We start from the raw sequence: 13,148 nt of genomic DNA, 5'->3' as shown, positions 1-13,148 counted from the left end.
AAAAGAGACGGTGCCGGGAGTCATTTTTTTCATCATTTTAAAAACGGTGTGTCTCAAAAAAGAGATTCACCGTTTTTCATAATACATGATAATCGAAGCTGATCAATAGAAAAGTCACCACGAAAATGGATGCAATAAAGGCCTTAACAGGATTCAGGTAGTGAAGGCGTAGCATTGGGAACATAATGCAATAAAAGAGCACCGTCCACCATAGATTCCATCCTTCAAAATAATCTATGGAGTCGGTTTTCCCCGCAGCCCATTCAGTCAACGTTGCAACACCGATATATTTTAGATAATAGACGACCTTGGTTCTCCATTCTTCAGGATAATGGCTCAAAAACAGAACGACAAGGCAAGGGTAAGCAACCATTGTATAAAGCGTATCCGTCACAAACATATTGACAAAAAAACCGTCTAATTCCCACACGGCCTTTACTGTATAGCTGAGATACTGATAAAACATATTGAAAAAACTAAAATAGTAGATGGTGGGAAGAAACTCCCTCCACCTACTCCAAGATCCCCATTTCAAGGAACTAAGAACAATCAATACAATCACGGCAATATGAAACATGGGATCCCCCCATAGTATGATACAAATGATTGATCATAGTGTACCCTTCCATTTGGAAATTCATTCCCAGATCCGATTTATTGTCATGGCTGCTGACTGTCAGTAAATAAATCCGCTACTTCGTTGCTGAACTCTCTTAGATAATGAAGGTAGTCTTCCCCACCGTAGTTATAGCGCTTATTATACATCTTTGCTACCACAACGTTTAAGGATGGGATGACAAGAAGCGTTGGTCCCGTCACTCCAAGTATTTGATACGAACCACGGGGTACCCGTTCCCCCATTTCACTTCTCGCCCGCGCATCTCCTTGTACATACCAGAAAAGGCCGTTATCTGGAAGGGACGAGTCATCATAGGCACCATTTTGTATCGAGGTAGATAACTCGATCACCTGAGGTGGAACAACCTGTTCACCGTTCATCCTGCCCTTTTGCAAGTGCAGTTGTCCCCATAAGGCAAATTCCCGTGGGGAAACGAATAGATTTTTTTCTTTACCATCATTGGTCGTCCCCAGTCCGGAAAGAGATGGTTCCGTTACTTCTTCGATAATGTTCACAAGGCTTGCTGAAGGTTCTGTCCGCCAGCCCGTTTCTTTTAATCCGATACGTGAAAATATCCGTTCTTCCAATAGCTGAGGAAACCCTTTTCCGTAAAGTCGCTGAATCAATTCGGTCATGATCTCCACTCCGGCGTTTCGATAAGCCCAGCCGGTCCCTGCCATGAATTCCCTGTACCAATTCCCCTTCTCATCGATATGAAGTCCGTGGGAATGAGTGACAAAGTGCCGGATGGTCGTACCCATCACCATTTCAGGATCCAATTCAGGCATATACTTAGAAATCGGATCGTCCAGACTCTCGATGTATTTGTCAAACAACGCAAAGGAAACGGCAAGTCCTAAATAGCTCTTTCTGGCAGAAGCCACATTGAATTGTGAATCGGCTTGGACATTCCTCGCGTCCTCTTCGTGGGAGTGACGTCCACTATAATGCTCCACCACTACATGATTATCTTTAAGGATATAAAGTGCGCCAGCAGAGCTTCCATTTTTCTCTTTGATATCTTCCACCCAGGAGATCAGTTCCTCTGCACGGTGTTCGATTCCCTTCACTTTCTTCCCCATTCTTCCGCTAACATACCATAGACAATATGATCTACATAGTGATCGTAGAGCCATTCCCTCTGTCTCAGCTTCCCTTCTTCCACAAATCCGAGTCTTTCAGGGATGCTTCGACTCCGTTGATTAAATTCAGCAGCGGTTATTTCGACTTTATTCATTTTATAATAATCAAAGGCGTAGCTCGTCAACCCTCTTGCAACGGTCGTCATGATTCCATTCCCTTGATAGCCTTCACCCAGCCAATATCCAATATAGGCGACTTTATTAGACCAATTCAGTTCATTGAAACCCGCTACACCGACGATTTCATTTTGATAAATGATCGCAGTCGTCAAACTCTTATTATTGGCAAAACCTAAGCGGGTCGCCTGAATGAACTCCTTTGAATCCTCCACCGTTTTTGAGTAGTCAACCCAAGGCAGCCACTCGCGTAAATAGGAGCGGGATCCTTCTGTCAGTTCGAATAACCTTTCTGCGTCTTGTACATCAAGTAGTCTTAATTCCAGTTCATCGCTCAATTGATAGGTAAACATATTCATTTCTCCTTATCTTTGTTTTGTAAGATTAGTGGCATTCATGAAACTCATCACCACTTCTGAGAAGTGATCTGCTTCTTCGTAATGCGGTGTGTGCCCGCTTTGTTTAAAATGGACCCTTTCACCGTTTACGGCATCCCGTTGAAACGTGTGAATATGTTCATCACATGTGACCGGGTCATACTCCCCTGTTAGAAGGAGCATGGGGGTTTCGATGGTTTTAATCCTTTCTAAAAAGTTAGAAAAGATGATCCCTTCTTCACGAAGAAGTTGGTAATGATAATCCGAACGGTCGTAGAAGGTATCCCACTCTTCATCCGTATAAGTAGTATAGTAGTCTGTAGGGTTATCAAAATTATGGGTGTAGATTTCCATTCTGTGTTCTTTGAGTTCGTCGCTGAGGCTCATATAGATTTCCGTGAATTCTTTCGGGGAAAGCTCTTTATCCACAAGACTCATCGCTTTATCTTGAAGCTCGGGTTGATTATACTTTCCGAATAAGCCAGCCGTTTTCTTGAGCAGTCCCTTGGAAGTCAGGGTGAAGTCGAATGTCGGACATTCAAAGATAAGGCTGTCGATGGAGTCTGGATACTGTGATCCATACGCAAGAGCAAGGAAACCTCCAAATGAATGCCCCAGGACAGACCAGCGATCAATCCCCAACTCCCTCCTCAGTGCTTCACAGTCTTCAACAAGATCTTGAAAGCCAAAGGGCTCTCCTTCCTCAATGGCATCCGACCGGCAGACACCCCGCTGGTCGATTGCGACAACAAATAAATCCTTTCGGAGTCTCTTAGCCTGATGAAACGAGAAATCATAACAGCTCTCCCCCGGTCCACCATGTAAATACAACAAAGCCGGGTTCTCAATAGATCCGTACGTTTCTACATGAAGACCCTTTCCCCGGATCGTCATCATATTTGCTTTCATTACTTAAACCTCCTATTTTAAGAGGGACGGACCTTCATACATATAATTATGGTAAACTGCTACTGCATCATGAAGGTCCGTCCCTCTAATTGAATGTTTATCGGAAGGTTTGTGTTACCTTCCCTTTTCCATTATGGACTTCTACTTTTCCGTAAGCCCCATTGATAAATGTAATCTGTGGCGGCTGATGACCACAGTCGATATCATACACAACCGGAATTTGTAACTCGTTGGCGATTTCATGATAAACATCTTCTGCTGTATAGCCGTCCACTGGAGTATTAGCGGCACTTCTTCCGAATAGCAGCCCTGAAGTATGGTCTAACCATCCTGCTAGTTTCATTTGTACGAGTGTACGGCGCAAATCTGCCGTATTGATCTCGCAGTTTTCGAAATACCAGATAATCGGCTCATCGACTATATGTTTCTCCATGAAGGAAGCCACATCCCCGTAAGGTGTGCCGATAAGGTTCCTGATTACATCGATGCAGCCTCCGAGGACTCGGCCTTCCATTTCTGCCTTCCCATTTCCAATGGTTTTCCAGACCGTGGGCTCCGTTAAATGAAATACATGTGGTGAGGGCTTTTCATGATTCCATTCTTTTTGATAATTCTGGGATGAGTATTGCGTGACCGAAGAGCCTTTATCTGTTGTGAGGACACTTTCCCATTGTTTAGTTGTAGGATCAGTTGCCTCTCCTCTCAAGTCAATGAGGTTGGTCCCGTGTGCCGTGGCCATCCCTGTCTTTAAAGTTAATGCAAGTAAGAGGGCACTGATATCGGAATACCCGAGCACCCACTTAGGCTTGATTTGTTGATAATCGATTAAATCGAGGACTTCTATGAGGAGCTCTCCTCCCCAAGGCGGAGTGATGAGTGAAATCGAATCATCCTGAAGCATTCTATTTAATTCGGCTGCTCTCTCGTGAGCAGGAGCAGACTTTGCTTTGTGCTGCTTCCACACGGTTTCACCACACTCTATGGTGTACCCGGCTTCTTCCATTTTAGCTATCGCTTTCTTCAATAAATCGTGGAGCTCATGTGGCACGCCAGAAGAAGGTGCGGTCAAGCCCACAGTAGAATGTTTCTTAAGTAATGGATATGTAATCATCTCTATCCCCTCCCAGTGGTTTACCCGATTTTACCAGATTGGTAGAAAGGGGACAAGAATTATTTTCCATTTAGAGGGACGGACCTTCTCCGTTCATATTATGGTAAACCCAGATTGATAGATGAAGGTCCGTCCCTCAGTACAACAATTATTTACAATAATTTGAACGATTTGAAAAGGTTCATGGGATTTGGGGTGTTTGTTAGGTTTGTATGGTAGAATGATTTGGTTGCGTAAAATTGGTTTTATGGAGGTACTATTTTGGAAAAGAAGACGGTGAAACAAAGCCTGGCGGTTTTGATGATATCATTTATGGCCATGACGCCTTTTCAGCAGACGGCGCATGGTAAATCTACAGTAGAAATCAATGCAGATGCTGCAATATTAGTAGAAGCAGATACAGGAAAGATTGTTTATAGTGAACATGAGGACAAGGCACTCGGCATTGCGAGCATGACGAAAATGATGACGGAGTACCTTGTGTTAGAAGCGATTGAAAAGGGAAAAATTAAATGGGATCAAACGTATAAAGTAAGCGATAAAGTTTATCAATTAGCCAATGCCCCCGGATTGAGCAATGTTCCTTTGAGAGCAGATGAAGAATATACGGTTAGGGAATTGTATGACGCCATGGTCATCAAGTCCGGCAATGGTGCCGCGATTGCGCTTTCTGAGGTTGTGGCAGGTTCTGAAGGGGAATTTGTGAAGATGATGAATGCCAAGGCGAAGGAACTTGGCTTTGAACATTATCAATTCGTCAATTCCTCGGGGCTCAGTAACTACGACATGCTAGGGATGTATCCTGAGGGAACCGATGTGAATGACGAAAATGTGGTTTCAGCGGAAGATATGGCAACCCTAGCCTATTACCTCATTCATGATTTTCCGGAAGTATTGGAAACATCGAGTCTCACGTCTAAAGTATTCAGAGCCGGGACAAGTGAAGAACTTCTTATGAAAAACACAAATGGCCTATTAAAGGGGAAATCCTATCACTACAAGGGCGCAGACGGTCTTAAGACCGGTACGACTCCATTTGCCGGTTCCACTTTTACCGGGACGGCAAAGAGGAATGGGGTCCGTTACATTACGGTCATTCTTGACGCCAAGGATGAGTATGGACAGCCAAGCAGTGCAGAACGATTTATTCAAGCAAGGGAACTCCTCGATTACGGCTTTGATGAATTTAAGACTGTAACTTATGACTTGGACAGCATCGAAAAGAAAAAGAAGCATACCATACCGGTTCCAAACGGGAAAGAGCAGGAAGTGACAATCAAAGTCGACAAACCCCTCTCTATCCGCCTAACGGATGAAGAGAAAGACAAGGTGAAAACCACACTGGATCTCGATGATAATAAAGTCAACGAGGATGGGTCCCTTCAAGCTCCTATTGAAAAAGGAGAAAAAATCGGGGAATTGGTCATCGAAACAAATGAAAAAGAAGAATATATCTTCGACAAGAAGTCCTCAGCTTATAAGGTGGACGTTTATGCTGCAGAATCCGTAAAGAAAGCGAGCTGGATTGTCCGTAGTGCACGCGGCATCCAAGATTTTTTTGGTGATATTTTCTAACGGATAGGTAAACCGTTAATGTTCGGGGTAGATTTAGTGTTTGCTTTTCTATCCCGTTCGTGTCAAACTTATTTAGTCAAGGATTTAGAAAGCAGGTGGCATAATGATCGAAGTAAAACTATCGTCTCTTAGCGACGGAGATTTGAATCGTGGAGTTTTTGCAAAAAGAGATATAGCCAAAGGAGAACTGGTTCATGAAGCACCAGTCATCCCATACCCAAACGAGGAACATGAGCATATCGAGAAGACGTTCCTGGCGGATTATGTATTTGAATACGGAATCAACCACACAGCACTTCTATTAGGATACGGAATGTTATTCAACCATTCATATACACCGAATACGGTTTACGAAATCAATTTTGATAATCATACTTTCGACTTTTATGCTTATAAAGATATTCAAGCCGGAGAAGAACTGCTTATTAACTACAATGGCGAAGTGGATAATGATGAGCCGCTTTGGTTTAATAAAGATAAGAATGAAGAAGAATAAAGAAAAAGGGACTTCCATGTGGGAGGTCCCTTTTTGGATTTATAAAGGGACGGACCTCTATAAATGCTCCATATGTGATTAAGAATCCGCATGAAACCTGAATTCCTCATGGAAATGGTATGTTAATTCGAGGTCCGTCCCTCTTCCAGCTTTGCGAGGATCCTTCTTTTACGGTAGAGCATGCGACCAGTCTCGCCTATGTCTTTGATCATGGATTTGTTGATGAAGGAACCGAATAGGATACCTGCGATGGGAATCATTTGAAAGAGTTTTTTCCATCCGAAGTTGTCACGAAAGCTGATCATCACTTCCCTCCACCCCTGCAGTTGGGAAAGGGTTTGCTCTCTTTTATCCTTCTTCTCCCCATTAAAGTCCTCCAGTTCTTGTAATATAGCTTGTTTACCCACAATGTCAGATGAAACAAATTGGAGGCATTTGATGATAAAAATGCGCTCTTCTTGATCATTGGGATCATAACCGTAGCACAAGGCAATTTCTTGAAGGGTTTTGAGTGATATGCCCAGAATGAATGGGATATCGATACTTAATGTCAGAAAACCACCGATCCCTGTAGTGGCACCTTGAGTCATCGCCACCTTTTTCCTGAGATCCACAATTCCTTCGCTCACTTGATCCATATAGTTAAGGGGAAGAGCTTCAATGTTCTTTAGAGTTAAATCAGACTCTCCCGTTTTTTTGATGAATCGATTTAAGACTTCCTTCTCACTTGTGAGATGACTCCCGCCTTTTTGTATATAGCTCCCTATTTCATCCAAGGCTTGTCCGATTTTATTATGTACCATTTGAGGGGTGATTCGATCAAGAATCATAAATGGAATCCTGCCGAGCTTCTCCCAGAACCACAATCCTTTTTGATCATCTGCCCATTCATTGACAATCTCAAGTTCCTTTAAAAGGACCTCTTTCGTTTCTTCTTGACGCATGTTACAGCTCCTTTCGATTGCGTATAAAAAAACAGGCATCTAAGCCTGTTTTTTTTAACGTATTTTAAACCAGGTCTCCGGTTTTTTCTTCTATAATCTCCACTTTAATTGTACGTACCCGGCGGTTATCCACTTCTTCGACGCTCACCTTTAAGTTTTCATAATCGAAGCTGTCACCTTCTGATGGAAGGTCTTCAAAGCTTTCTACGACCCATCCCCCAAGTGTATGGTAAGAGCTTTCAGGCTCCGGTACGTCGAGTAACTCTGTAAATTCATCCAATTGATATTGGGAATCAAATCGATATTCCTTATCGCTGATTTTCTTCATGGAATGAGTTTTCTCATCCTGCTCATCCCATATTTCCCCTACAATCTCTTCCAGGATATCTTCAAGGGTAATGATTCCGGTGGTTCCACCAAATTCATCCACTACAATGGCCATATGCACATTGTTCTTTTGAAGCTTAGTAAGAAGCGAAGAGATTTTAACAGATTCAAAAATGAACATTGGTTCACGAATCAATTCCCGTATGTTTACTTCACCGAACTTGATCAAGTGAGTAAAGAACTCTTTTTCCGAGAGGATTCCGATAATGTTATCGATGTGATCCTCATATACAGGAATCCGAGAAAAACGTTCTTCAAAGAACATTTCTTTGATTTCTTCGATTGGCTGATTCACTTCCACGGCCATCACATCGATCCTTGGGGTCAAAACCTCGGTTGCAAGGATATCATCAAAATCCATGGAGCGGTGAATCAGCTCCCTTTCTTCTTTATCGATGACTCCTTCTTCTTCACTAATATCAAGCATCACCTTTAACTCTTCCTCTGTGACAGAAGGCATCTCATGATCTTTCGAGAAGAATTTCGATACCAACTCCTTTAATTTAATAAAAAAGAAGTTGATCGGTGTAAGGACCTTGATTAAGAAAAAAAGCACGCCGGATATGGTCAGGGAATACGTTTCTGCGTTTTCTTTAGCTAATGATTTCGGGAGGATTTCTCCGAAAATCAGAATTAACAGCGTCATGACAAACGTACTGATGACCAGACCCGTGTTCCCTCCGAAAATATCTGTCGCAAGCTTTGCTGAAATACTTGCTGCCGCGATGTTCACGATATTGTTTCCGACTAATATCGTAGACAGGGCTTTATCAAAATTCTCAGCAATATAATGTGCTTTAATGCTTCCTCTTCTTCCTTCAGTTACGAAATTCTTAAGTCTGATCTTATTTACGCTTGAGTAAGCCGTTTCCGCCGATGAGAAAAAGGCAGATAAAAGGATTAATGCTCCCAGTAATACTAATGAATTCAGTGGTATATCGTCCAAAAAAAAGTCACTCTCCTGTAGTTGCTTATCTATTATGCTGGATTAACCAGAAAAAACCATTAATGTTTGAAATAAGGCTAACGCCTGTGGTGAAACCTGCTTCAACATGCGATTGCGGTCTTCATCCCCTAATGTGTCCATCGCCTGCAGGACTTCATGTAATTCATTATGCAAATGCTTCATTTCATTTCGTATATGTTTTACCTGCTTTTCAAGCACGGATTGATCCACCTGATTGGATTTCAATAAAATCATACGATCTTTTATTTCATGTAAGGTCATTTTCATCTGCTGACATTGTTCGATCAGTTTCAAATCAGCCAATGCCTCTTCATGATAATATCGATAATTATTACGGGACCTGTCGCATTTTAATAAACCCATTTTCGTGTAATAATCAATCGTTCGCTTGGATACTTCACTTAACTTCGACAGCTCGCCTATCCGATACAACTTCCCAAGTTATCACCTCTAGATTAGTATACTGCATTTTAATAAAACCGTACAGTTAAACGTTACGGTTTAGGGACGGACCTCAAAAATCCATCTATTTTATGGGTGTAAATGCTTTATTATAAGGGATTCCCCCCTGAAATAATGTAGTATTTTGAGGTCCGTCCCTCTATTTGAGGTCCATCCCATTTAACTATGGTAGTAAGGCCTTCTTAATCGTAAGGATGGAACCAGGTGAATGACGCACGATGCCACTATCATCAATACTCCCACGGATAAGAACAACCAGAATAATGTGTTTCCACCCGCTGTAGGTGATGAGGAAATGACATAACATAAAGCAAGGTAGATCACGCCAAGTAGAGCGAGGGAAATCCGGAAACCTGTTTGTTTAATAACCCAAATCCAATCAGTATGAAAAGATAGCTGGCGCTGGTGATCATCACCCCCGGATAGAGTGGCGAGAACTTCGCGGCATATACAAAGAAATCAAGGGCTACAATATCATTCGAACCCGTTACTCTTCCATGAACCATCTCACTAAAAGGAGCCGAATACCTCCACTCCCAGGAATGATCCAACAAAGCACTCCCCTCATACCAACTAACCAGAGTCGAAAAACCAAAGACAAGCAAACCGATTCCTACTTGTGACCAATACCTAATAGACATAACCTTCTCCTTTCCTTTGAGGGACGGACCTCAATAATTGCTCTATTTTATGTAAGAAAATCCTTTCATACCAAGGGTTTAATACCGTCATAAAGTACCAAATTGAGGTCCGTCCCTCAATTCAGATACCATGAACTTTCACCTTTGGCCATTTTGTATCCCATTGTTTTTCCAGCACTCTTTTTTTATATATGGAAGACAATGCCTCTTTTTCTTTAAATGGTGGTGTCGGCGTTATTTGTAGAGAAATCAAGTCCTCTATGCCCCATGGAGCTGCCAAGATAAGCTCGTTCTTCTCATTCAGCTTAAGAGCAATAGAGGTGGCAGTCTCCGGAAAACGGGAAACGGCATCAAGCGTGGAGGTATATGGCGCTTCTCCATTTTTACTATGCATCCTTGCCTGGTTTTTCACAGACCACGGTTCGGAAGGAGCTTCCTCCTTCAATCGGGATTCTACGCATTTCTCAAATTGTTCATCTGTATTGAAAGCATCAAAATACACGACATCAATATCTGGCAAGTTCGTTCTCTCTGAGTACCCATGCAGGGTATCCCACACTTTCGTCCTTACAAACCCTGCGCAGATCCACCAGTCAGGCAGGTGCAGTTTATGTGCTGTTTGAAGGATTTCCATCATCCATGAATCTTCTTTAACGAGCTCCAATATATCATGTTCTGACTTGATCATGTTATTCCCTCCTTGTTCATTTTTAAATACCTACGAAGTCCTTTTAATATCTGATTCATTTACCTTTATGTATTGGTTACGGGCTCACCCGTCAATCTGTCAAAAAAAATGCCAGGAAACTTTTCCTGGCATTTATCCTATCACTGCCCACCGTTAAACCAGCTGCTCGCTTTCACACGTTCTACTTCCTGCAGTTGCCTTTCGTGTTGATTACCGGCTTCGAATGTATTTTGGGAGAACTTACGTCTAAGGAGACTACTTACTATACCGAACACAACGGCAATTCCTATAATCCACCATAGCATGTTCACTACACCTCCATAAGGAATATTTTCCTTACATATACATACGTTTGAAAAAGCTGCAGGTTTCATATTGGTCAGAATTTACTCTTCAGTTGTTTCCGGAGCTTCTGTGTTTTCAAGCTCATCGGCATTACGGACTTTCTCTTCTGTTGAAGAGTTATAGTAGCCTTGTTTTTCATATTGCTTTTTTAATTCGAAGTATTTGTCCATAGCTCTTTTGGCGATGGTTTTGTTTACATACGGATCTTTATCCTGATGTGAATACGGGAGAACCACTGAGAATGCTACTTCAGGATTATCATATGGTGCATAGCCGATTAATGTAGTGTTGTAGGTATCATATTGTCTTTTTTCCTCTGGACTATAGTAAAATGCTTCTGCTGTACCGGATTTTGCTGCGGCATCATAAGGAGCTGTCCTAAAATTATTAGCTGTTCCATTTGCACCATGAGCAACTTGATAGAAGCCTCGCTGGACTTGTTGAATTTGTCTTTCCGTTGCATCAATTCGATTTAAGACCTGAGCTTCATTTTCATAAATCAAAGGCCCAACCTTATCCCTCTCCTGACTTGGTTCCCGTACTTCTTTCATTAAATGAGGTTCCATCCTGAAACCTCCATTGGCGATTGTAGATGCATATTGTACAAGTTGCATCGGGGTATATAAATCATATTGACCAATGGCGAAATCCATTAACTTTCCGGGCTCTCTTTCTGTACCTTTTAACCCTTCGACTTCCCCTGGGAGATCAATGCCCGTCTTCACGCCAAGCCCGAATTGACTATAATAATTTCGCATAGTATCAAACGCTTTTGGATCCATATCGATGGGCTGATCCTTGACGTATACCCCTCCAGCTATTTTTATTGCAGTCTTAAACATGTATACGTTTGAAGAAATTTCTAATGCTTGTATATCACTCAAATATCTCGTACCACTAAACCATGATTTTTTTGTATCAGTTCCTTTTATTTTAATCGGTTCATCATACAAAACATCCCCAACATTCAACGCTCCAGTCATATACCCCGTCAACACAGTAGCACCCTTTACAGCAGATCCTACCCCATATTCAGAAGTATACGTACCTAAAGCATAATCCTGTAGTTCCGTCTTTCCATTTTCATCCTTACCGTACTTCTTTCCTACCATGGAAAGGATCTCACCTGTGTGGGGATCCATCATGACGACGAAAGCACGGTCCAGAAATGGGGATTCCCAATATTTTGAGGCTTGTTTGCTAAGCTCTTCTTCTACAATCTTTTCAATTTCTTTCTGGAGCTGTAAGTCAATTGTCAATACGACATCCTTACCACTATGTCCTTCGCTTACAAGCTGTGTATCAAGGACGCTTCCATTTTTCGTAATGTACTCGATCTCTTCTTTTTGTCCTTTAAGTATATTTTCATACTCAGATTCGAAATAACTTGTTCCAACCCGATCATTCAAAGCGTACCCTTGAGCTTTATATTCTTTTACAAGTTCGCTAGGCAGCCCTTGTTGTGAGGTGGAAACCCTCCCCAAAATGGTTCTGAGCGTATTATCATTCACATACTTCCTTTCCCAGTCTGTAGTGACGTTTACACCGGGCATTTCAGATAATCGCTCACTCACCCTCGCCATTTCTTCCATCGATACATCTTTATTTTTGATGATCTGCGGACTAAGGGCATATCCCGTATTGAATTCACGGAAAATCGCCAGAACTTCCTCTTGCTGTTTTGTAAATGATTCAATATCCTTTTTAGTGATCCTCTCAAGCTGCATTTCGTAAATCTTTTTGTTCCTCTCATCCTCCGCCAGATCTTCATCCTCTTCCAGCTTCTTTATTTCTTCTTTTGAAACAAGCTTTTCCGCTTGATCTGGATGAGTGAGGAGCCAGAAATCCTGGCGGTCACGATCGGTAATTTTATCTGGTTTCATTTCAATCAATTCAGCTAATTTCTCAGCGACCTTCAGCATATCTTTAGGCTTGGTCGTTTGAGTTCTCGTGTATGTAATGGCATTCAGTGGAACGTTGTCGACGATGACATTACGGTAACGGTCATAGATTTTCCCCCTCGGAGGTGTTCCATTATGGGATTTCACATTTTCAGTTCTTGCAACTTCTGCTTCATAATGGTTTCCCTGCACGATTTGTACAATTCCAAGGCGAAGAATCAGAAGTGAAAATAGAAAAAAGACCGAAATAAATAGTAGATTCATTCTCAATGGGACATGGGTTTTTTTCTTTTTCTTCTTTTCCTTCAATTTGTATAACCCCTTTTAAGCTCGTATTTTACCAAAATATGATAATGTTCTAGTCCTATTTTATAGAAATTTCGACTATATTTCTACCTCTATATGGAATAAATCCCATTAAACTTACTTCATTGGGTATTGATGGTGAAATGAAGGGGTTAATATGC

General features: G+C 41.9%; 14 protein-coding genes. 2 read left to right on the top strand and 12 right to left on the bottom strand.

The window, feature by feature from the left end; all coding sequences use genetic code 11:
- Nucleotides 1-76: 76 nt before the first annotated feature.
- From V8G47_RS01035 to V8G47_RS01015, 5 genes are all read right to left on the bottom strand, one after another.
- A complete protein-coding gene (locus V8G47_RS01035) occupies nucleotides 77-577 on the bottom strand; it encodes a CBO0543 family protein (protein ID WP_336198456.1) in 501 nt (166 codons plus the stop codon).
- A gap of 83 nt (nucleotides 578-660) precedes the next feature.
- Nucleotides 661-1,689, bottom strand: a complete 1,029-nt coding sequence (locus tag V8G47_RS01030) for a serine hydrolase domain-containing protein (RefSeq protein WP_442970777.1) — start codon at nucleotides 1,687-1,689, stop codon at nucleotides 661-663.
- Nucleotides 1,686-2,231: a GNAT family N-acetyltransferase gene (locus V8G47_RS01025; protein WP_336198454.1), complete on the bottom strand. Its 546-nt coding sequence runs from the start codon at nucleotides 2,229-2,231 to the stop codon at nucleotides 1,686-1,688. The genes V8G47_RS01030 and V8G47_RS01025 overlap by 4 nt, the downstream gene beginning before the upstream one ends.
- Nucleotides 2,232-2,243: 12 nt before the next feature.
- A complete protein-coding gene (locus V8G47_RS01020; protein WP_336198714.1) occupies nucleotides 2,244-3,149 on the bottom strand; it encodes an alpha/beta fold hydrolase in 906 nt (301 codons plus the stop codon).
- Nucleotides 3,150-3,261: 112 nt separating this feature from the next.
- The gene (locus V8G47_RS01015; RefSeq protein WP_336198453.1) at nucleotides 3,262-4,275 is read right to left on the bottom strand and encodes a S66 family peptidase; all 1,014 of its coding nucleotides are present in this window, start codon (nucleotides 4,273-4,275) and stop codon (nucleotides 3,262-3,264) included.
- Between the two features lie 261 nt (nucleotides 4,276-4,536).
- Here V8G47_RS01015 and V8G47_RS01010 point away from each other — a divergent pair, with 261 nt between their 5' ends.
- Both V8G47_RS01010 and V8G47_RS01005 read left to right on the top strand, forming a co-directional pair.
- Nucleotides 4,537-5,850, top strand: coding sequence for a D-alanyl-D-alanine carboxypeptidase family protein (locus V8G47_RS01010; RefSeq protein ID WP_336198452.1), 1,314 nt, complete (start codon nucleotides 4,537-4,539; stop codon nucleotides 5,848-5,850).
- Nucleotides 5,851-5,953: 103 nt separating this feature from the next.
- A complete protein-coding gene (locus tag V8G47_RS01005; RefSeq protein WP_034759385.1) occupies nucleotides 5,954-6,346 on the top strand; it encodes an SET domain-containing protein in 393 nt (130 codons plus the stop codon).
- A gap of 122 nt (nucleotides 6,347-6,468) precedes the next feature.
- Here the strand turns inward: V8G47_RS01005 and V8G47_RS01000 are convergent, their stop codons facing one another.
- The 7 genes from V8G47_RS01000 to V8G47_RS00970 all read right to left on the bottom strand — a co-directional run bounded on the left by V8G47_RS01000 (nucleotide 6,469) and on the right by V8G47_RS00970 (nucleotide 12,945).
- Complete coding sequence (locus V8G47_RS01000; RefSeq protein WP_336198451.1) at nucleotides 6,469-7,290, bottom strand: EcsC family protein; 822 nt, start codon at nucleotides 7,288-7,290, stop codon at nucleotides 6,469-6,471.
- A 64-nt stretch (nucleotides 7,291-7,354) separates the two neighbouring features.
- Complete coding sequence (locus V8G47_RS00995; RefSeq protein WP_336198450.1) at nucleotides 7,355-8,623, bottom strand: hemolysin family protein; 1,269 nt, start codon at nucleotides 8,621-8,623, stop codon at nucleotides 7,355-7,357.
- A 42-nt stretch (nucleotides 8,624-8,665) separates the two neighbouring features.
- Nucleotides 8,666-9,076 (bottom strand): MerR family transcriptional regulator, encoded by a 411-nt coding sequence (locus V8G47_RS00990; RefSeq protein ID WP_336198449.1) that lies wholly within the window; start codon nucleotides 9,074-9,076, stop codon nucleotides 8,666-8,668.
- Nucleotides 9,077-9,426: 350 nt separating this feature from the next.
- Nucleotides 9,427-9,747 carry a YjdJ family protein gene (locus V8G47_RS00985; protein WP_336198448.1) on the bottom strand — a complete coding sequence of 107 codons (321 nt, stop codon included), beginning with the start codon at nucleotides 9,745-9,747 and terminating at the stop codon, nucleotides 9,427-9,429.
- A 121-nt stretch (nucleotides 9,748-9,868) separates the two neighbouring features.
- Entirely contained in the window at nucleotides 9,869-10,435 is a 567-nt protein-coding gene (locus tag V8G47_RS00980) for a nucleotidyltransferase family protein (RefSeq protein WP_336198447.1), read from the bottom strand.
- Between the two features lie 140 nt (nucleotides 10,436-10,575).
- On the bottom strand, nucleotides 10,576-10,740 hold the full coding sequence (locus tag V8G47_RS00975) for a hypothetical protein (protein WP_336198446.1): 165 nt from the start codon (nucleotides 10,738-10,740) through the stop codon (nucleotides 10,576-10,578).
- Between the two features lie 81 nt (nucleotides 10,741-10,821).
- Nucleotides 10,822-12,945: a peptidoglycan D,D-transpeptidase FtsI family protein gene (locus V8G47_RS00970; RefSeq protein ID WP_336198445.1), complete on the bottom strand. Its 2,124-nt coding sequence runs from the start codon at nucleotides 12,943-12,945 to the stop codon at nucleotides 10,822-10,824.
- Between the last annotated feature and the right edge of the window lie 203 nt (nucleotides 12,946-13,148).

The organism is Rossellomorea sp. LJF3 (assembly GCF_037046045.1).
GTDB lineage: Bacteria > Bacillota > Bacilli > Bacillales > Bacillaceae_B > Rossellomorea.
Note: the sequence above shows the minus strand (reverse complement) of the source record. Positions and strands in the feature narration are given on the sequence as shown.

Bases quoted from the DNA above. Each gene is read 5' to 3' on its own strand.
- V8G47_RS01035 (WP_336198456.1), bottom strand. From the start codon at position 577: ATGTTTCATATTGCCGTGATTGTATTGATTGTTCTTAGTTCCTTGAAA.
- V8G47_RS01025 (WP_336198454.1), bottom strand. From the start codon at position 2,231: ATGTTTACCTATCAATTGAGCGATGAACTGGAATTAAGACTACTTGAT.
- V8G47_RS01020 (WP_336198714.1), bottom strand. From the start codon at position 3,149: ATGACGATCCGGGGAAAGGGTCTTCATGTAGAAACGTACGGATCTATT.
- V8G47_RS01015 (WP_336198453.1), bottom strand. From the start codon at position 4,275: ATGATTACATATCCATTACTTAAGAAACATTCTACTGTGGGCTTGACC.
- V8G47_RS01005 (WP_034759385.1), top strand. From the start codon at position 5,954: ATGATCGAAGTAAAACTATCGTCTCTTAGCGACGGAGATTTGAATCGT.
- V8G47_RS01000 (WP_336198451.1), bottom strand. From the start codon at position 7,290: ATGCGTCAAGAAGAAACGAAAGAGGTCCTTTTAAAGGAACTTGAGATT.
- V8G47_RS00985 (WP_336198448.1), bottom strand. From the start codon at position 9,747: ATGTCTATTAGGTATTGGTCACAAGTAGGAATCGGTTTGCTTGTCTTT.
- V8G47_RS00980 (WP_336198447.1), bottom strand. From the start codon at position 10,435: ATGATCAAGTCAGAACATGATATATTGGAGCTCGTTAAAGAAGATTCA.
- V8G47_RS00975 (WP_336198446.1), bottom strand. From the start codon at position 10,740: ATGCTATGGTGGATTATAGGAATTGCCGTTGTGTTCGGTATAGTAAGT.
- V8G47_RS00970 (WP_336198445.1), bottom strand. From the start codon at position 12,945: ATGAATCTACTATTTATTTCGGTCTTTTTTCTATTTTCACTTCTGATT.